This window comes from Methylobacterium sp. A49B (genome assembly GCF_053346215.1).
On sequence record NZ_JBKFBO010000096.1, the window covers coordinates 41,199 to 59,292 of the forward strand.

The 18,094-nt window shown below is 69.9% G+C and carries 18 protein-coding genes; 7 read left to right on the forward strand and 11 right to left on the reverse strand.

Annotated elements, in window-relative coordinates; genetic code table 11:
- Positions 1–26: 26 nt before the first annotated feature.
- The 6 genes from ACLBX9_RS14400 (at position 27) to ACLBX9_RS14425 (ending at position 4,798) form a co-directional block, all read left to right on the forward strand.
- Positions 27–428 carry a carboxymuconolactone decarboxylase family protein gene (locus tag ACLBX9_RS14400; RefSeq protein WP_010683022.1) on the forward strand — a complete coding sequence of 134 codons (402 nt, stop codon included), beginning with the start codon at positions 27–29 and terminating at the stop codon, positions 426–428.
- Positions 429–515: 87 nt separating this feature from the next.
- Complete coding sequence (locus ACLBX9_RS14405; protein ID WP_447719404.1) at positions 516–1,892, forward strand: MFS transporter; 1,377 nt, start codon at positions 516–518, stop codon at positions 1,890–1,892.
- The gene (locus ACLBX9_RS14410; RefSeq protein WP_447719530.1) at positions 1,889–2,824 is read left to right on the forward strand and encodes an NAD(P)-dependent oxidoreductase; all 936 of its coding nucleotides are present in this window, start codon (positions 1,889–1,891) and stop codon (positions 2,822–2,824) included. Before ACLBX9_RS14405 ends, ACLBX9_RS14410 begins: the two co-directional genes overlap by 4 nt.
- 9 nt (positions 2,825–2,833) lie before the next feature.
- Positions 2,834–3,223, forward strand: a complete 390-nt coding sequence (locus ACLBX9_RS14415) for a cupin domain-containing protein (protein ID WP_447719405.1) — start codon at positions 2,834–2,836, stop codon at positions 3,221–3,223.
- A complete protein-coding gene (locus ACLBX9_RS14420) occupies positions 3,220–3,984 on the forward strand; it encodes a carboxymuconolactone decarboxylase family protein (protein WP_010683018.1) in 765 nt (254 codons plus the stop codon). The genes ACLBX9_RS14415 and ACLBX9_RS14420 overlap by 4 nt, the downstream gene beginning before the upstream one ends.
- A 121-nt stretch (positions 3,985–4,105) precedes the next feature.
- A complete protein-coding gene (locus ACLBX9_RS14425; RefSeq protein ID WP_447719406.1) occupies positions 4,106–4,798 on the forward strand; it encodes a GntR family transcriptional regulator in 693 nt (230 codons plus the stop codon).
- A gap of 167 nt (positions 4,799–4,965) precedes the next feature.
- Here ACLBX9_RS14425 and ACLBX9_RS14430 read toward each other — a convergent pair whose 3' ends face one another.
- The 8 genes from ACLBX9_RS14430 to ACLBX9_RS14465 form a co-directional block, all read right to left on the reverse strand.
- Positions 4,966–5,928, reverse strand: a complete 963-nt coding sequence (locus tag ACLBX9_RS14430) for an amidohydrolase family protein (RefSeq protein WP_447719407.1) — start codon at positions 5,926–5,928, stop codon at positions 4,966–4,968.
- Positions 5,929–5,957: 29 nt separating this feature from the next.
- Positions 5,958–6,896, reverse strand: coding sequence for an amidohydrolase family protein (locus ACLBX9_RS14435; protein ID WP_447719408.1), 939 nt, complete (start codon positions 6,894–6,896; stop codon positions 5,958–5,960).
- 13 nt (positions 6,897–6,909) lie between these two features.
- A complete protein-coding gene (locus tag ACLBX9_RS14440) occupies positions 6,910–7,830 on the reverse strand; it encodes an SMP-30/gluconolactonase/LRE family protein (RefSeq protein WP_447719409.1) in 921 nt (306 codons plus the stop codon).
- Positions 7,831–7,864: 34 nt separating this feature from the next.
- The gene (locus ACLBX9_RS14445; RefSeq protein ID WP_447719410.1) at positions 7,865–9,184 is read right to left on the reverse strand and encodes an MFS transporter; all 1,320 of its coding nucleotides are present in this window, start codon (positions 9,182–9,184) and stop codon (positions 7,865–7,867) included.
- Positions 9,185–9,271: 87 nt separating this feature from the next.
- Complete coding sequence (locus ACLBX9_RS14450) at positions 9,272–9,946, reverse strand: RraA family protein (RefSeq protein ID WP_447719411.1); 675 nt, start codon at positions 9,944–9,946, stop codon at positions 9,272–9,274.
- 38 nt (positions 9,947–9,984) lie between these two features.
- Positions 9,985–10,893: a DUF1932 domain-containing protein gene (locus ACLBX9_RS14455; protein WP_447719412.1), complete on the reverse strand. Its 909-nt coding sequence runs from the start codon at positions 10,891–10,893 to the stop codon at positions 9,985–9,987.
- A 17-nt stretch (positions 10,894–10,910) separates the two neighbouring features.
- Positions 10,911–11,057 carry a hypothetical protein gene (locus ACLBX9_RS14460; RefSeq protein WP_447719413.1) on the reverse strand — a complete coding sequence of 49 codons (147 nt, stop codon included), beginning with the start codon at positions 11,055–11,057 and terminating at the stop codon, positions 10,911–10,913.
- A 73-nt stretch (positions 11,058–11,130) separates the two neighbouring features.
- The gene (locus tag ACLBX9_RS14465; RefSeq protein ID WP_447719414.1) at positions 11,131–12,456 is read right to left on the reverse strand and encodes an MFS transporter; all 1,326 of its coding nucleotides are present in this window, start codon (positions 12,454–12,456) and stop codon (positions 11,131–11,133) included.
- A 173-nt stretch (positions 12,457–12,629) separates the two neighbouring features.
- On the opposite strand from ACLBX9_RS14465, the gene ACLBX9_RS14470 reads away from it, so the two are divergent.
- Positions 12,630–13,334, forward strand: coding sequence for an IclR family transcriptional regulator (locus ACLBX9_RS14470; protein ID WP_447719415.1), 705 nt, complete (start codon positions 12,630–12,632; stop codon positions 13,332–13,334).
- Positions 13,335–13,425: 91 nt separating this feature from the next.
- Here the strand turns inward: ACLBX9_RS14470 and ACLBX9_RS14475 are convergent, their stop codons facing one another.
- The 3 genes from ACLBX9_RS14475 to ACLBX9_RS14485 form a co-directional block, all read right to left on the reverse strand.
- A complete protein-coding gene (locus ACLBX9_RS14475) occupies positions 13,426–14,754 on the reverse strand; it encodes an HlyD family type I secretion periplasmic adaptor subunit (RefSeq protein ID WP_447719416.1) in 1,329 nt (442 codons plus the stop codon).
- The gene (locus tag ACLBX9_RS14480) at positions 14,751–16,475 is read right to left on the reverse strand and encodes a type I secretion system permease/ATPase (protein ID WP_447719417.1); all 1,725 of its coding nucleotides are present in this window, start codon (positions 16,473–16,475) and stop codon (positions 14,751–14,753) included. Before ACLBX9_RS14480 ends, ACLBX9_RS14475 begins: the two co-directional genes overlap by 4 nt.
- A gap of 89 nt (positions 16,476–16,564) precedes the next feature.
- Complete coding sequence (locus ACLBX9_RS14485) at positions 16,565–18,094, reverse strand: hypothetical protein (RefSeq protein ID WP_447719418.1); 1,530 nt, start codon at positions 18,092–18,094, stop codon at positions 16,565–16,567.

Sequence of the window (18,094 nt, forward strand, 5' to 3'; positions counted from 1 at the left end):
GCGTCGGCCCCGACCAGGAGAATCAGATGTCCGACGAGAGCGAGCTGTTCGGCCAGGGTTTCGAGAACCGCAAGACCGTCCTCGGCGCCGCCCATGTCGAGAAGTCCTGGGCCAATGCCGACGCGTTCAACCGCCCGGTCCAGCGCCTGGTGACCGAGTATTGCTGGGGCGCGGTCTGGGGCGACGAGACGCTGCCGTTCAAGACCCGCAGCATGCTCAACCTCGCGATGCTGACGGCGATGAACCAGCATCACGAGCTCGGCGTCCACGTCAAAGGCGCGCTCAACAACGGCGTGACCCGGGACGAGATCCAGGCCGTGCTGATGCAGGCGCTCGTCTATTGCGGCGCCCCGGCGGCCCTGGCCGCCTTCCGGACCGCCTCCGCGGCGATCGCCGCGTGGGACGAGGAACACGCCGGCGGGCGCTGATCCCGCGAACGCATGCGCGGGCGCGAGCCCGCACACGGACCGACGCAGTCAAAAAATGCGCGGCACGATCACAGGGAGGGAGACGCCATGACGGTCACGTCGGCAGCCTTGGCAACGGACGCAGCGGGCGCGCGCCCGGCCTCGTCCCAGTCGATCGAGGAGAAGCGCAAGAGCGCCATCCGGGGCGCGTTCTTCTCCGAATACATCGACATGTTCGACATCTACCTGCCGGTGGTCGCGCTGGCACCGGTGATGTTCATGTTCCAGCCGAAGAACCTGTCTCCCCAAGTGGAGACGGTGCTGGCCTCGCTGGTGTTCATCACCACGCTGCTCGGCCGCCCGATCGGCGCCCTCATCTTCGGCCTGATCGCCGACAAGGTCGGACGCCGGGCCGCCTCGATCTATTCGGTGGCGGGCTTCGGCGTGATCACGCTGCTGATCGGCCTGCTCCCGGGCTACGAGACGCTCGGCCTCGCCTCGTACATCCTGCTGGTGCTGCTGCGATTCCTCGACGGGATCTTCCTCGGGGGCGGCTACACGGGCGCGATGCCGCTCGCCATCGAGTATTCCAAGAAGGACAAGCGCGGCTTCGTCGGCGGCCTGATCATCGCGGGCTTCCCGGCCGCCTATGTGAGCATCAACCTCATCACGATGCTGATGTTCTACCTGTTCCCGCTCGACGGGCCCGGGTCGCCCTACACGGTCTGGGGCTGGCGCATCCCCTTCATCGTCGGCGCGGCGCTCGCCGGCCTGCTCGCCCTCTACTACGTCCACAAGGTCTCGGAATCGGAGGTCTGGAAGAAGGAGGCCGCCGCCGGGGCCGAACAGGCCGAGGCATCGCCCATGGCGGGCCTGTTCTCCGGGAAGGGCGGCCGCGACCTCCTGCAGGTCCTGCTGCTGATGACCGGCTTCTGGACGACGCAGAACATCATCACGATCTACATGCCGACCGGGTTGCTGGTGAAGACCCTGCACCTCAACGGCTTCGCGCTGACCGCGACGCTGATGATCTGCTACACGATCCTGTTCTTCAGCTACATCGGCTCCGGCCTGCTGGGGCAGGTCATCGGCCGCCGGCGCTTCTTCGTGATCGTCGGCCCGCTGATCGCGACCGTCGGCGCGTACATCCTCTACACGCTGACGGTCACGCCCGAGATGGCGTTCGGCACCCGCGTACTGCTGGTCAGCCTCCTGGCGGTGATCGTGACCTCGCCCTGGGGCGTCATCGTCACCTACATCAACGAGCGCTTCGCCACGGATGTCCGCGCCACCGGCTTCGGTATCGGCTTCAGCCTCTCGGTGGTGATCCCGTCCTTCTACGCCTTCTACATGGACTGGTTGAGCGCGCTGATGCCGCTCGCGCTGACGCCCGTGGCCCTGCTGATCGTCGGTGGCGTAATCGGCACGGTGGGCGCACTGATCGGGCCGGAGACCAGGGACGTCGATTTCGGCACCGGCCACTGAGCCGGACGCCGCGCGGAGGACGCAGCATGCACCAGAACCGGATCGGCTTCATCGGGCTCGGCAACATGGGCGGCCGCATGACGCGCCGCCTGACCGGGGCGGGGATCGATGTGGTCGGCTTCGACACCGACCGGGAGGCCGCTTCGCGCTGGGGCGCGACGGACGCGGCCTCGATCGCCGCGGTCGTCGGTGAAGCGGACGTGGTCCTGATGTCCCTGCCCGACAGCAAGGTGGTCGAGCGCGTCGTGCTCGGCGAGGGCGGTGTCCTGGCGGGCTGCCGGGACGGGCAGATCGTCGTCGACCTGAGCACGGCCTCCGCCAGCTCGACGCGCCGCATCGCCGCGGCGCTGGCCGAGCGCGGCGTCGCCTACGTGGACGCGGGCATCTCCGGCGGCGCCGCCGCGGCCGAGAAGGGCACGCTGACCCTGATGGTCGGCGGCGATCCGGCGGTGATCGACCGGCTGGACTGGGTCTTCGCGCCGATCGCCCAGAAGGTCGTCGTGATGGGTGCTTCCGGTGCCGGCCACACGACCAAGCTGCTCAACAACTTCCTGAATGCGGTCAGCCTCGCGGCCACCGCGGAGGTCATGGTCGCGGGCCGGAAGGCCGGGCTCGACCTGCACCGGCTCCTGGAGGTGCTGAACGCCTCCAGCGGCGTCAATTTCGCGACGCTGAACCGTTTCCCCAAGATCGTGGACGGCGACTACCTGGAAGGCGGCCTGACCGGCAAGCTGATGACCAAGGACGTCGTCCTCTACACCGATCTCCTGCACGAACTCGGCGTCGCCTCCCTCAACGCGTCCGGCCCGATGGCGAGCTTCGGCCTCGCCACGGCGCTCGGCTACGGCGACGTCATCTCCAACCGCGTCGTCGACGCCATCGGCGACGTCTCCGGCGGCGTCCGGCTCCACGGCAACCGACACGAGAACTGAGAGGATACGATGCAGATCTTCCACGGTCGCGAGACCAGCGCGAAGTCCGAGAGCCGCGGGCCGACCTTCACCGGGCAGGTCTGGGCCGACCCGGTGATGCCGTCGACGGGCGGCGTGATGATCAACAACGTCTTCTTCACGCCCGGTGCGCGGACCTTCTGGCACGCGCACGCGCAGGGCCAGATCCTGCAGGTGACCGCCGGCAAGGGCTGGATCTGCGTCGCGGGCCAGAAGGCGCAGCCGATCCGGGCGGGCGACACCGTCTGGATCCCGGCGGACGAGCGGCACTGGCACGGCGCGGCCGCCGACAGCTACCTGCTCCACACGGCGATCTCGCTCGGCAAGACCGACTGGCAGGACGAGGTGATCGAGGCCGACTACGCCGGAGCCACGGCATGACCGGGACCGCGCCGAACCCGGACACCCTTCGGCACACGGTAACGGAGCAGCTCGGCTACTGGGACGCCGAGCAGGCGGCCTTGGCCGAGCTGGCCCCGGGCTTCCTCGACGCCTGGGCGCGGCTGGCGACGGTCCCGGTGCGCAAGAACCATCTCGGCGCCAAGGACCGCGCCCTGATCGCGCTCTCGGCCGCGACCGCCGCGACGCATCTCTACGCGCCCGGGACCCGTCGCCAGATTCGCAACGCCCTCGACGCGGGCGCGACGGCCGACGAGATCACGGAGGTTCTCGCGCTGACGGCGACCCTCGGCATCCACGCCTGCAACATCGGCGTGCCGCTGCTGCTGGAGGTGCTGGAGGAAGCCGGCCAGCGGAGCGGCCCCGCACCGCTGACGCCGCGGCAGGAGCGGCTGAAATCCGACTTCACCCGCGACCGGGGCTACTGGCACGCGTTCTGGGACGGTCTCCTCGAACTCGATCCCGACCTGTTCGAGGGCTATCTCGACTTCTCGGCCTGGCCCTGGCGTCACGGCGTCCTGACCCCGAAGATGAAGGAGTTCGTCTACTGCGCCTTCGACGCGGCGGCGACCCATCTCTACGTGCCGGGCCTGAAGATGCACATGAAGAACGCGCTCGGCTACGGGGCGACCAAGGAGGAACTCATGGAGGTTCTCGAGATCGTCAGCCTGATCGGCATGCACGGTGCGGAACTGGCCGCGCCCATCCTGCGCGACGAATTGGCCGCACGGCGCCGGGGCTGATGGCCGGACTGGCCGGCCGGATGACGGGCGCGACGAAGCACGTCCCGGGGGGCATGCCTTGCCACCCGACGGTGCACCATGTCACCCGTCTAGCTCGACGTCGGTCCGCGAACGCCAAGCGATGAACAAGATCAGGGCCATCCAGCCGGATACGCTCCGCCAGAAGGTCGAGGACGCCGTCCGCGAGGCGATCACCTCGGGCGTCTACGCGCCGGGCGAGCGGCTGATCGAGCGCGAATTGTGCGAGGGGCTTGGCGTCAGCCGCGCCTCCGTGCGTGAGGCTCTGCGCAAGCTGGAGGCCGAGAAGCTCGTCCATACGGTGCCGCACAAAGGCCCGGTCGTGGCATCGATCTCGGTGGAGGAAGCGCGTCAGCTCTACGCGCTGCGCGCCGTCTTGGAGGGCTACGCGGCGCACGAATTCGCGGCTCAAGCCTCGAACGCGGCGATCGCGGAATTCGGGCAGGCAGCCGGGCATCTGCGCGAGGCGGCTGATAGCGGCGACACGGATCGCGTCTTGCGGGCAAAGGGCGCCCTGTACGATGTCATGCTCAGCCATTGCGGGAATGCGCTCGTCCGCGAGATCCTGCGCGGCTTCTACTCCCGGATCAATCTGCTGCGCGCGACATCCCTGATGCATCCTGAGCGGCTACCGCACAGTCTGGCCGAGATCGATGCCCTCGTCGAAGCCTTTCGGGCCCGCGATGCCGCGAAAGCGGAGCAGCTGGCCCGGCTCCACGTGACCAATGCGTGCGCGGTCGCCTTGAAGCAACTCGCGTTTCGCATCCGCCAGCAGGCCCTCGATGCCGCGAGCTGAGCCGGCCCCGAGTACCGCGCGAACGTCCGGCTGCTCCTCGGATCCGATAACCGTCTGTACTGCTGGCCGCTTCGCGGGCGATTTCGACGTCCGGTTCGGCATGGACAGCCGCGGAAAGTGAAACCGATTACCAGGGCTCCCGTCCTGAGCGGGATCGACACGCCTATTCAGGCGAACCCGTAGAGCTCCGCAGGATTGTCGACCAGAACCCGCGCCCGCGCTCGGTCGTCGGGCACCCATGCGGTCAGAATGTCGAGCAGCCGGGCATCGTCCGGCATGTGCTTCTCGCCCCGGTGCGGCCAGTCGCTGCCCCAGACCATCCGCTCCGGGGCCGCCGCCGCGAAGGACTTCGCGACTGCCGTGGCATCGGCGTAGGCGGGCGGTCCGCTGGCGGTGTTGAGATAGGCGCCCGACAGCTTCATCCACGTGCGACCGCCGTCGAGCAGCCCACGCACCACGGCGTAGGCGGGATGATCCACGCCCCGGTCCGGCGGAAGCCGCGCCAGGTGATCGATGACGAGGGGCGTCGGAAGGCGCCGTAGCACCGGCTCCAAAAGAGCGATCTGGTCGCCGGTCGCGTAGATCTGGACGTGCCAGCCAAGGGGCTCGACCTTGCGGGCCATCGCCTCCAGGCGCTCGGCGGTGGTCGGTCCCCAGGATTGCGGCGTGCCGAAATTCACGCGGATGCCCACCGCGCCCTGGGCCGCCATGGCCCGGAGCTCGGCCTCGGCGATGTCGAGATCGACCACGACCACCGCGCGGGCCGAACGACCGAACTGCGCCACGCCGTCGAGGGTCGCGCGGTTGTCGGTGCCGTAGGTCGAGGGCGTCACCACCACCACCCGGCTGGTCCCGAGGCGCGCCTGCAAGCGGCGGTAGGCGGCGACGTCACTGTCCAGCACCGGCTGGCCCTTCCAGTGGGGCGAGGCCGGGAAGCGGGTCGACAGGATGTGGATGTGGCAGTCGCAGGCGTTCGGCGGAACGGCGGTCGTCGGTGCCTCCGTCCCCGACGAGAAGGGGAAGTCCTCCGCTGCGCCAGCCGGGCGGTGACGCAGGCCGGCGGCCGCGGCCAGAGCGAGCGTCGCCCCGCCCTTGAGGATGGTGCGCCGGGATCGGGTTTGGCCGCGCATGTGCGTGATCCTCACTCCAGGGGATCGAATCAGAAGCCGTAGAGCTTGGCCGGGTTGGACACGAGGATCCGGTTCCGCACCGTCTCGTCGGGGGCCCAGCCGGCCAGGAGGTCGAGGAGCACGGCATCGTCCGGCTTCGCGTCGGCCGGGGAGGTCGGATGCGGCCAGTCGCTGCCCCAGACGAGGCGCTCGGGGGCGCATTGCACGAAGGCGCGGGCGAGGCGGCTCCGGTCGGCGTAGCTCGGCGGTCCGACCTTCGAGAGAATGTAGGCGCCGGTGAGCTTCACCCAGGCGCCGTGCGTCTCGATCAGGTTGGCGATGACCTTGAAGCCCGGATGGTCGGGGCCGGCGGGCTCGGGCAGGTGGCCCATATGGTCGAAGACGACCGGGACCGGCAGGCCCTTCAGGCTGTCGGCCAGTTCCACGATCTTGTCGCCGTCGGAGACCAGCTGGATATGCCAGCCGAGGTCGGCGATCTTGCGGGCGACCGGCGCCATGTCGGTGATCGGTGCGCCGCCCGGCAGGCGTGTCCCGAACCGGACGCCGCGGCTGCCGGCCGCGTCCAGGCGCTTCAGTTCCTCCGGCGTGACCGAGGCGTCGAGCATCGCGATGCCCCGGGCGGTCGGCCCGAACGCCTTCAGGGATTGGACCAGGAGGCCGTTGTCGACCCCGTAGGTCGAGGGCTGCACCACGACGTGCCGGGCGATGCCGAGGCGCTGCATCAGGAGGCGGTAATCCGCGACGCTGGCATCCGGCGGCCGCAGGGTGGCGCCGGGCGCGGCCGGGAAGCGCGCATCGTAGATGTGGTGGTGGCAGTCCGTGGCGCCCGGCGGCACGGCGAAGGTCGGCCGATCCGTGCCCGAGGACCACGGCACGGTCTGGGCCGAGGCCGGCCGCAGCCCGGCACCGATCGCGGCGCCGGCCATCAGGGCCGCGAGATGCGCGCGGCGGGTCGTCGAGGGGATCATCCGTCCGGTCCGTTCAGTGGTGCGAGAAGAGGGTCTGGCCGGGGGCCGGCATCCGCGCCGTCAGGATGCTGCCGGTCTGGGATTCGGTGATGAACAGGATCGCCCCGTCGGGGCCGCCATAGGCGACGTTGGTGGTCGAGATTCCGGCGGGGGACTTCACCCGCAGCAGCGGCTCGGCGACCGGCGACAGCCGCCAGATCGAGCCGAACCCGGTATGGGCGACGATCAGGCAGCCTTCGGCATCGAGCGCGATGCCGTCCGGGCCGCCGAGCCCGCCGTGCAGTTGCGCGAACACGCCGACCTTGGCGACGAGGCCGCTGGCGTTCAGGGGGATGCGCCAGATCTGCTGGGCACGGGTCACGGCCACGAACAGGCTGCCCATGGCATCGTCGATGACGATGCCGTTCGGGCTCGGCACCGTGTCCACGAGGCAGGTCAGCTCGCCGGAGGGGCGCAGGCGGTAGACCCGGCCGGTCGGATCCTGCAGCCCGGTCTGGCCCTGATCGGTGAAGTAGAGGTCGCCGGTCTTCGCGAAGGTCAGGTCGTTGACCCCGCGAAAGCCCTCCGAGCCCGCTGTGTCCAGGAACGGCGTCACCGCCCCCGTGTCGGGATCGAGGAGCATCAGGCCGCGCTTGTAGCAGGTGATGAAGATCCGGCCGTCTCGGTGGATCTTCATCCCGTTGGGCCAGCCGTCGTATTCGGCGACGAGGTCCCATTCGCCGGCCTGGTCGATGCGGAAGATCCGGCCGAAGGGGATGTCGGTGACGTAGAGGCGGCCGGCCCGGTCGAAGACGGGTCCTTCCAGGAAGGAGTCGATGGCGTGGCCGCCCCGGTTGGCGTTCGCCCAGGCTGTTGGCCGAACCTTGCGGAAGCGGTCGGGCAGACGCGTGAAGATCTCGGCCGTCACGGCCGGCGGGGGAGCGAAGAACGACATCGCGTGTCCTCGGTGTGGACGCGTGGGAGGTGGCTCAGGCGGGCAGCGCCGCGGCGTGGGCCTCGCGGGCATGGGCGCGGCTGATCAGGATCACGCTGAGCGCGGCGGCGGCGTCGAGCGCCGCGACCGGGAGCATGCCGAGGGGGAAGCTGCCGGTCGCGTCCTTCACGAGGCCGACCACGTTCACCATCAGGCCGCCGCCGATCAGGTTCGAGATCGCGTTGATCCCGGCGAGTCCGGCCGCCAGCGTCCCCGGCGAGAGCCAGCCGGCGGAGAGCGCCCAGAACGGCCCCTTGAACGCGTAGGCGCCGACGAGGGCGAAGGACACGGCGAGGACGGCCGTGGCGATGCCGCCGGTGAGGTTGAGGTACGCCAAGCCGGAGGCGGCGAGCAGCAGCGGGATCGCCGTGTGCCAGCGCCGCTCGCCCTGGCGGTCGGAGTGGCGGCCCCAGAGCACCATCAGGACCGTGGCGATGCCGTAGGGGATCGCGTTGACGAAGCCGGTCTGCAGGTTCGTCAGCCCGAACGACTTGATCATCTGCGGCTGCCAGACAGACAGGACGCTCCCCGTCGCCGAGGCGCCGGAACAGACGAGGGCCATGGTCAGGAAGTACTTGTTGCGGGCGAGCTGCCAGAGCGAGATGTGGCCGATCGGCTGGCGCTTGGCCGCCTCCTCGTCGAGGCGCCCGACGAGCCAGGTGCGCTCGTCGTCGCGGAGCCACGTCGCGTCGCGGGGCCGGTCGGTCAGCACGAACAGGCAGGCGATGCCGAGGCAGACGGTCGGCAGACCCTCCAGCACGAAGAGCCACTGCCAGCCCTTGAGCCCGAGCAGCCCGTCGAGTTCGAGGAGCGTCACGGAAAGGGGCGAGCCGAGGAAGGTCGCGAGCGGGATCGAGACCGTGAAGGTCGCCAGGATCCGCGCCCGGTACGCGCTCGGCAGCCAGTAGGTCAGGTAGAGGATGGCCCCGGGGAAGAAGCCGGCCTCGGCCGCGCCCAGGATGAAGCGCATCGCGTAGAGCGAGTGGGGACCGGTCACGAGGGCCATGCCCATGGTGACCAAGCCCCAGGTGATCATGATGCGGGCGATCCAGCGCCGGGCGCCGACCTTCTGCAGGGCGAGATTGCTCGGAACCTCAACCAGGAAGTACGAGACGAAGAACAGGCTCGCCGCGAAGCCGAACATGGCCGGGGTCAACCCGAGATCCTTGTTCATCTGCAGGGCGGCGAAGCCCACGTTCACCCGGTCGAGCAGGGCGCAGAAATAGCAGAGCATCAGGAACGGGACGAGCCGGATGATGACCCGGCGCATCGTCGCCGTCTCGAGCGGATGCTTAGCGTGCTCTTCGACGGTCATCGCCCTTTCTCCCTTTGCTGTGTTGTCGTCTCGTCGTTGCGAGCGTGAGCGAAGCAAGGACGGGTGAGCCGGCCGGATCTCGCGAGGTCAGATCCCCTCGCAGCCCGCCTCCGCGAGGGCGCGCTCGACCCAGGAGCGGTCGACGGTGCCGGCCTTGATCGCCGCCATGGTCTTCGCCTCGCCCTGCTGCTTCGTGTCGGCGGCGGCGAAGACCTCCTCGGTCCGGTCGAAGGGCACGCAGACGAAGCCGTCATCGTCGCCGACGATGAGATCGCCCGGCTCGATCACCATGCCGTCGATGGCGATGGTGGCGTTCACCTCGCCCGGGCCGTTCTTGTAGGGGCCGCGGTGGGTGACGCCGGCGGCGAAGACCGGGAAGCTGCCGGAGCGGATCCAGCCGTAGTCGCGCACCGCGCCGTTCACGACCACGCCGGCGACGCCGACATGCTGGGCCTGCGAGAGCATGAGCTCGCCGATGAGGGCGTTGGTCAGGTCGCCGCCCGCGTCGATGACGAGGACGTCGCCGGCCTTCGCGCGGTTGAGGGCGGCGTGCACCATCAGGTTGTCGCCGGGCCGCGTCCTGACGGTGAGCGCGACGCCGGACATGACGCCGCCGGCATGGAGCGGCCTGAGGCGCGGCCCGCCATGCGCCATGCGGTTCATGGAGTCGCTGATGTTGGCGACCGCGATGGCCCTGAACTTCTCGACGGTGGCGGGCTCGACCGTGCGGGTGCGCGGGTGGATCTTGAAACCGATGGCCATGGCTGTTCGTCCTGCGATGCGGGGAGTCGAGGGGTGCGTCAGGCGACGGGCTTGAGGCCGGCCTTGAGCACCATGGCGTCGAGGGCCTCCCGGTAGGTCCGCGGGACGACGCCCTTGAAGTGATCCTTCAGGCCGAGGCTCTCCTTCCAGCGCAGGCGCTGGGCGACGGCGCGGGCCATGATCGGCTCGACGCCGGCATCGGCGACGGCGTCGGCCGACATCTCGAGCTCCTCGGCCCGGCGCTTGGCGTGGATCGCCCCCGAAGGGGTCAGGCTCTGGACCGTGTCCATCCATGGCCGGGCGAGGGTCTTGGAGGCCGAGGCGAGGACGACCTCGTCGATGCCGTACTGCCGGGCGGCCAGCAGCATCTCGTCGGTCAGCGCCTCGATCCCCTTGATGAGGACCGAGCGGATGATCTTGATTCCCGAGGCGGTGCCGAGCACCGGGCCGGTGAACTCGATCTGCATGCCCCATGGATTCAGCAGGTCGCGGACCTGCTCGCCGGCCGGGCCGCTCGACAGCATCCGCATGGAATAGCCGTGGAGCGGCGTGCCCTCGATCGAGCCGTCGCCGAGCAGCGCGCCGGTGGCTTCGAGCTTGCCCGCGACGGTCTGCTTGATCTTCGGCGTGGCCGAGGCGAAGTCGAGGAAGGTGTGGCGGCTCGTCAGCACCGACGCAAAGGCGTCGGCGCTCTCCAGGGAAGACGCGCCCGGCGTGACGCTGACGATCAGGTCGGCGGCCTCGGCGAGGCCCGCGTTCGAGCGGACGAGGGTGACTCCGGACTCCCTGGCCCGTGCCTGGATAAGGTCCGCGTAGGGACCCTCGAAGGCGTACTTGTCGTAGCAGGCGATCGATCCGAGGCCGGCACCGCGCAGGCCGGCGCCGAGCGTGCTGCCGATCTCGCCGTAGCCGACGAGGCCGAGCCGGAATTGCGTGCGATCTTCCATGGTGTGCTCCTGTCGGGCTATGCGGTGAGGCCGGTGGTCCGCCCGGCGAGGCGCAGGCTGGCGGTGCTGGGGTCGCGGGGGACCTCGGCGGAGATCGAGATGTCCGTGGCCAGCACGGTGCGGTCGGCCTCGGTCATGGTGAGGTCGCCCGCGAAGCCGCGCACGCGCAGCCCGGCGCGGAAGGCCGCGTCCAGCGACGGGATCTTCGGCCCGGGGGGAGAAGCGGGATCATGACGGTCAGGCCAGGACCGCGGCCGGGACCGCGTCCCGGCGGACCTGCCGGCCGAAGGCCAGCATCGTCAGGGCGCCGATGAGGAGGATCCCCGCGACCATGAGGAGCGGAGCCGTGAACCCGCCCGAGACGTCGCGCACCAGACCGATCAGGTAGGGGCCGGCGAAGCCGCCGAGATTGCCGATCGAGACGATCATCGCGATCCCGCCCGCCGCCGCGCGTCCGGTGAGGAAGCCCGACGGCACGGCCCAGAAGGTCGCCACGAAGGCGTTGATGCCCATCACCGCGACGCAGAGCGCCGCGACGGTCAAAAGCGGCGTCGGCGTGAGGGCGCTCGCCGTCAGCGCAGCGGCGCCGACGAACAGCGAGATCGCGGGATAGATCGTGCGGTCGCTGCCCCGGTCGGACAGGCGGCCCCACACCACCATCGCCACAGCGCCGCAGAGGTACGGGATGGCGGTCACGAACCCGACCAGCGAGGTCGCGAGCCCGAGCTGCTTGATGATCTGCGGCAGCCACAGGCCGATGCCGAGGGAGCCGATAATGGCGCAGAAGTTGATCGCCGCGAGGGTCAGAACCCGCCAGTTCCGAAGCGCCTGCGCCAGGGTCATCGGATGTTTTCTCTCGATGGTGGCCTTCTCCTCGGCGAGCTTGGCGACGAGCACATCGCGCTCCGCGGGCGTGAGCCACTGCGCCTTCTCCGGCCGATCGGTGAGGACGAAGAGGCAGACGATGCCGAGGATCACCGCCGGCAGGGCTTCGAGGATGAGGAGCCACTGCCATCCGGCGAGGCCGAAGCCCTCGACCTGCACCAGCGCGCCGGAAATCGGCGAGCCGACGATGTTGGCGACCGGGATCCCGAGGAGGAACAGCGCGGTCGCCCGTGCCCGCACCGCGGAGGGAAACCAGAGGCTCAGGTAGAGGAAGACGCCGGGCACGAAGCCCGCCTCGCCGAGGCCGAGGAGGAACCGGGCGATGCCGAACTGGATCGGGCCGGTCACGAAAGCGGTCGCCGCCGAGACGAGACCCCAGGTGATCATGATCCGCGCGATCCAGAGCCTGGCCCCGACGCGCATCATGATCAGGTTGCTGGGGATCTCGGCGAGGAAGTAGCCCAGGAAGAACAGGCCCGCGCCGATGCCGAAGGACGTCGCGGTGAGACCGATATGCGCGTTCATCGTGAGCGCGGCGAAGCCGACATTCACGCGGTCCAGATAGCTGACCACGTAGCACACGAAGAGGAACGGCAGGATCCGCCGCATCATCTTGCGATGGAGGTTTCGCTCGTCGACCGCGTGGGCCGGAGCCGGGGCCTGTTGCCCTCGCGCCATGACGTCCACTCCCGAATCGTCATTTTTGAAACGACGTTTCGTTTTTACTCGCTCAAACGGCCGGCCCTGTCAACGATGCCGTGGGCAAGGCGGCGTCACGCCTTGGTGAGCGGATGACGGATGGCTATGGATCGCGCATCACGGACCCAGCGAAACCGGAACGGTGCGAGCAGATGGCGAAGGAGGCGCGGGCGCGGCCGAATCTCGAAGGCGTCGCTTCGGCCGACCGGGTGCTGACGGTGCTCACCGCGTTCCGCCGGGGGGACGATGCTCTGGAACTCTCCGAGCTCGCCCGCCGCACGGCGCTCGTGAAGAGCACGATCATGCGGCTGTGCATCTCGCTGGAGAAGTTCAACCTGATCGAGCGCCTGGACGACGGGCGCTACCGCCTCGGCGTCGAGGCGGCTCGCATCGGCTCCGTCTACCAGCAATCCTTCGCGCTGGAGGAGCGGATCGTCCCCGTGCTGGAGCGTCTCGCGGCCGAGTCCCTGGAGACGGCCTCGTTCTACATCCGCCGGGGCAACCAGCGACTGTGCCTGTTCCGGGCGGACTCGCCGTCACCGCTGCGGATGAACGTCCGCCCCGGCGACATGCGGCCGATGGACGAGTCGGCCATCGCCCGGGTCCTGCGGACTTTCAGCGACCGAAGGACTTCTGACCGCGCGGTCATGGAGGTCCCGCTCTACTCCTCCGGCATCACCGACCCTCACGTGGCGTCGGTGGCGATGCCGGTGTTCGGAACGGAGCAGCGGCTGATCGGTGCCCTCGCTCTCTCCGGCCCGTCCTCTCGGCTGACGATCGAGCAGGCTGAGATCCTGAAGCCGCGGCTCCGGGAGGCCGCCGAACGCCTATCGTCCGAGCTCGGCGCACAGCTCTGAAGACATGTGCCTTCGACGGGCCGGCGCGTGTCTTGCCCTGTCCTGCGGTCGCGGCCTCGGCCAACAGGTCAGGCCGGTTGCCCGAGCAGTCCTACTTTTCCCGGAAGGCGCGCCGGGCCTGATCGACGAGGGGCTTCGTGAGGTATGACAGGACAGTCCGGTCGGCGGTCCGGATGAACGCCTCCACCGGCATGCCGGGCATCAGCTTGGCCCCGTCCAGGCGATCCAACTCCGCTTTCGTCACGCCCAGGCGGACGAGATAGTAGAAGCTCCCCGTACGCTTGTCCTCGCTCACGTCGGCGGCGATGCGGGTGACCCGACCGTTCAACTCCGGCGTGGTGCGCTGGTCGAAGCTCGGGAAGCGCAGGCCCGCCGCCTGACCTGTCTGAAGGCGATCGATGTCCTGCGGCGCGACCCGCACCTCGGCCACCAGCGAATCCGCCGTCGGCACGATCAGCATGATCGGCTCGCCCGGCGTGATGACGCCGCCGCGGGTGTGGACCGCGAGCTCGTGCACGTAGCCGGTCTGCGGCGCGCGGATCTCGATCCGTTGGAGCTGGTCGAAGGCCGTGATCTTCTGCTCCGTCAGGGTTGCCGCCTTCGCGCGGTTCTCGGCCAGCTCCTTGGCGACGTCGCTGCGCAGGTTCTGCTCCAGCTGGATGATCTGCAGCTCGGTCTCCGAGACCTTGCCCTTTGTCTGTGCGATGCTCGCCGTGAGGACACCGCGCTCGCCCTTCAGGCGCGACATGTCGCGCTGGAGACTCGTGAGCCGCGTCAGCTGGATCAGGTTCTTCTTCCAGAGATCCTCGACGCCCTGGTACTCCCGCTCGATGATCGCGGTCTCCTGTTCCTTCGCGGCGGCCTGCTCGACCAAGCCCTTGATCTCCTCGGTCAGCTGCCCGATCCGTTCGCGGAGCTGCGCCTTCTGACCCTGAAGGGCGTCGCGCCGGAAGCGGAACAGCTTGCGCTCGCCGTCGACGATCCGGCCCACTTCGGGCCCGGCTGCGCTGAGTTCGGCGGGGATCGACAGGTCGTCGCGCCCGTCGCGCTCGGCTTCCAGCCGGGCGTTGCGGGCAGCGATCTCCCACAGGCTCTTGGTGACGCTGTCATAGGTGGCCCTGGCCGTCGTGGCGTCCAGGCGAACCAGGAGGTCGCCCGCATGGACCCGCGCGCCCTCCTGGATCGGCAGTTCGGCGACCACACCGCCGGTCGGGTGCTGCACCTTCTTGATGTTGCTCTCGACCACGAGCGAGCCTGTCGCGATGATGGCGCCCGACAGCTCGGTCGCCCCCGTCCAGGCCCCCGCTCCGATGGCCACCAAGATCACGGCGGCGACGCCGGCGACGTGCCGCCGCAAGGAGCGTCGCGTCGCCTCGGTCGGATCGGCACCGGGCCGGCTGGGCGTGCTCGCGTTCGTCATGCGACCCTCGTGGGCGTCTGCCGGGTCAGCGCGTTCAGCTTCGACAGGACCTCGTCGCGCGGCCCGTGCAGCTGGACGCGTCCGTCACCGAGAACGAGGATGCGGTCGACCGCCGCCAGGGCGCTGGGCCGGTGCGCGACCACCACCACGATGCCGCCCCGGGCCCGCACGCCCTGGACGGCGGTGGACAGGGCGCGATCGCCATCGACGTCGAGATTGGAGTTCGGCTCGTCCAGGACCACGAGGAAGGGATCGCCGTAGAGCGCCCGCGCGAGGGCGATCCGCTGGCGCTGACCGCCGGAGAGTCCGAGGCCACCGGCGCCGACCCGGGCATCGTATCCGCCCGGGAGACGGAGCACGACCTCGTGCACGCCGGCCGCCTTCGCGGCCGCCAGCAACGCCTCGGGATCCGGCTCCGGATCGAAGCGGGTGATGTTCTCCGCGATCGTGCCGTCGAACATCTCGATGTCCTGCGGCAGATAGCCGACGGCGCGTCCGAGGGCGTCGGGGTCCCACTGATCGATCGCCGCGCCGTCGATGCGGATCACGCCGCGGCTCGGGCGTGCCAGCCCGACCAGGGCACGGGCGAAGGTGGACTTGCCGGAGCCGCTGGCGCCGATCACGCCCAGCGCGCTCCCCGGCGCGAGCGCGATGTTGACGTCGTGCAGAACGAGGCTGTCGGTTCCCGGGGCGGCGACCGACAGGGCCGTCATCCGGACGCTTTCCCGGGGCGCCGGCAGAGGCGTGAGCGCGGCGGGCTCCCGCCGGGGCAGGAACGCGACGAGGCGGCTCCAGGCCTGCCGGGCGCCCGAGAAGGATTTCCAGTTGGCGATGGCGAGGTCGACCGGCGCGAGGGCGCGGGCGGACAGGATCGTGGCGGCCAGCATGACGCCGGCCGTGGCCTCCTCGCGCACGACGAGGAAGGCGCCGAGGCCCAGGATGGTGGATTGCAGCACGGTCCGCAGCAGGCGGGCCGTCGTGCCGAAGCCGATCGCGAGGTCGTTCCCGTGGCCCGCGACGTCGAGGTTCCGCTGGGCTCGGACCTGCCAGAGCTCCGCGATCCGGGAGCGCATCCCGAGGGCGGAGAGCAGCGGGGCCGCCCGGTGTGCCATGTCGGTGAAGGACCGACGCTCGCCGGCCGCACGGACGGCCTCCTGGGTGGACGCGGAGGAGGCCCAATCCGTCAGGATCGTCAACACGCACAGGAACAGCGCGCCCCCGGCCACCGCCGCGCCCAGCCAGGGATGGAACAGGAAGCAGACCGCGATGTAGAGCGGCACCCAGGGCAGGTCGAAGAAGGCGCTGACGGCCATGCTCGAGACGAAGCCGCGGACGGTATCGAGATCGCGGAGCGCCTGGGGTCCGTCGTCGCTGCGCGGCATCTCGGCCCCGCGAACCAAGAGGGTCCGGAAGATCCGCGGCCCCAGGCGCTCGTCGACGAGACGGCCGAAGCGGGACAGGATGCGGGCGCGGAAGATCTCGAAGACGCCCTGGATCACGAGCAGCATCAGCGTGATGCCGGCGAGCCCGACCAGAGTGGCGATGCTTCGGCTCGGCAGCACCCGGTCGTAGACCTGCAGCATGAAGATCGGCGCCGTCAGCATCAGCAGGTTGATGAGACCGCTGACGATCATCACGGTGATCAAGCAGGCGCGCCCGGCGTTCACGGCGGCCCAGAATTCCCGGCGCTTCACAAGACGCAACACGCGTTCGTCGGTCACGGGGTGATCCTCTGGCTGCCCGGTTCGGCGAAGCGCCGTCCTGCGACGGCGATGGGACCCCCCCGCCGCGCGCGGCGGGGGGGCAAGCCTCAGAGGCCGAGCAGATGCAGGCCGCTCGTGGCCGTGTGCGGCGTCGGATCGACGTGGTGGGTCTCGGTGTGGCCGCCGAGATCGATCGAGACGATCCCGAGATCGAGATGCGCGTCGTGCGATGAGCCCGCCGCGGCCGTCGGGGCCGCGGACGACACCGCGTTCAGGACTTGACCCACGAGCTGATCGGCGCCGCCGCTCGACTGCGGCAGGACGATGCCGTCGCTGCTGAGCAGGTTCGCGGTGACGACGCTCGGCTGATCGCCGCTCACGCCGATTGCGCTCACCTGAACGGTGTGGGCCGGATCGGCCGCGGGCGTCAGCACGGCGAGGTTGGCCGCCGGCGTCGCGGTCGCCGGGCCCGCGGCCACATCGATCAGCGGGTGGGTGCCGGCACCGCCTTCGCCCGACAGGCCGCCGAGGAGCCCGCCGAGCAGGTTGCCACCCGCGCCGCCGGCGTCGGTCGCGCCCAACACAGACGTCACGGCGGTGAGCGTGCCGTCGAGCGGCAAGCCCGCTCCCGGAGAACCGGCTCCGGACGGCAGGATCCCCGACACCGAGCCCAGAACACCGCCCGCCGCATCCGCGACATGGCCGACATCGTCGACGAGGTGTCCCACGGCCGGCACTCCGTTGCCGGTCAGCGCGGCTCCCGGCAGGTTGGCCACATCGGTCAGGAGATTGCTCGCCTCTCCGAGTTGGCCCAGGCCGGCGGTGTTGCCGAGGTCGATCACAGCATGGAGCGGGTCGTTCAAGACCGGGACGCTGTGACCAACCTGCTCAAGGCCCGCATGAAGGCCGTCGATCACCGTGTTGGCGACGTTCCCCACCGGCTGCAACGGCGCGTTCGTCCCGAGCAGAGCGCCGGTCCCGTCCAGACCGCCGCCGTCGCCGCCGCCGAGGACGCCTCCCACCACGGCGGTGACCGGGGCGAGGAGACCGCCGACACCCGGCGTTCCCGAGCCGCCAACGTCGCCGACGAGGCCGGTGACGCCGCCGAGGAGACCGCCGGCCGCGGTGGTCACGGCGCCGAGATTCCCGAGGATAGGGGACACGGCCCCGAGGCCCTGGCCGCCGAGGAGAGCGCCGGGCAGGCCGGCTGTGTCGGTCAGGAACGTTCCGCTCTCGCCCAGATGGCCGAGGCCGAGGGTCTCGCCGAGGTTGGTGAGGCCGTGAAGCGTATCGTTCAGCAGCGGGGCGTCGTGTCCCAGGTTCTCGAGCGTCGCGTGGATGTCGAGGACGGCCGTGTTCGCCAGGTTCGTGACCGGGGCGAGAAGGCCGTCCGGCGCGAGCACTCCGCCCGCATTCGCGAGTCCCGTCACGGAGCCGATCAGCGTGTCGGCGGAGCCGAGAACGTGGCTGAGATCCGCGAGGACCGACCCCGTCGAAGCGAGACCGCCACCATTCAGGATCGAACCCGGCAGCGCGAGCGTGTCCGTCAAAAGGTTGCCCGCCTCGCCGATATGACCGAGGCCGACCGTCTCGCCGAACCCAGTCAGGGCGTGGATCGGCGTGTTGAGCGCCGGCAC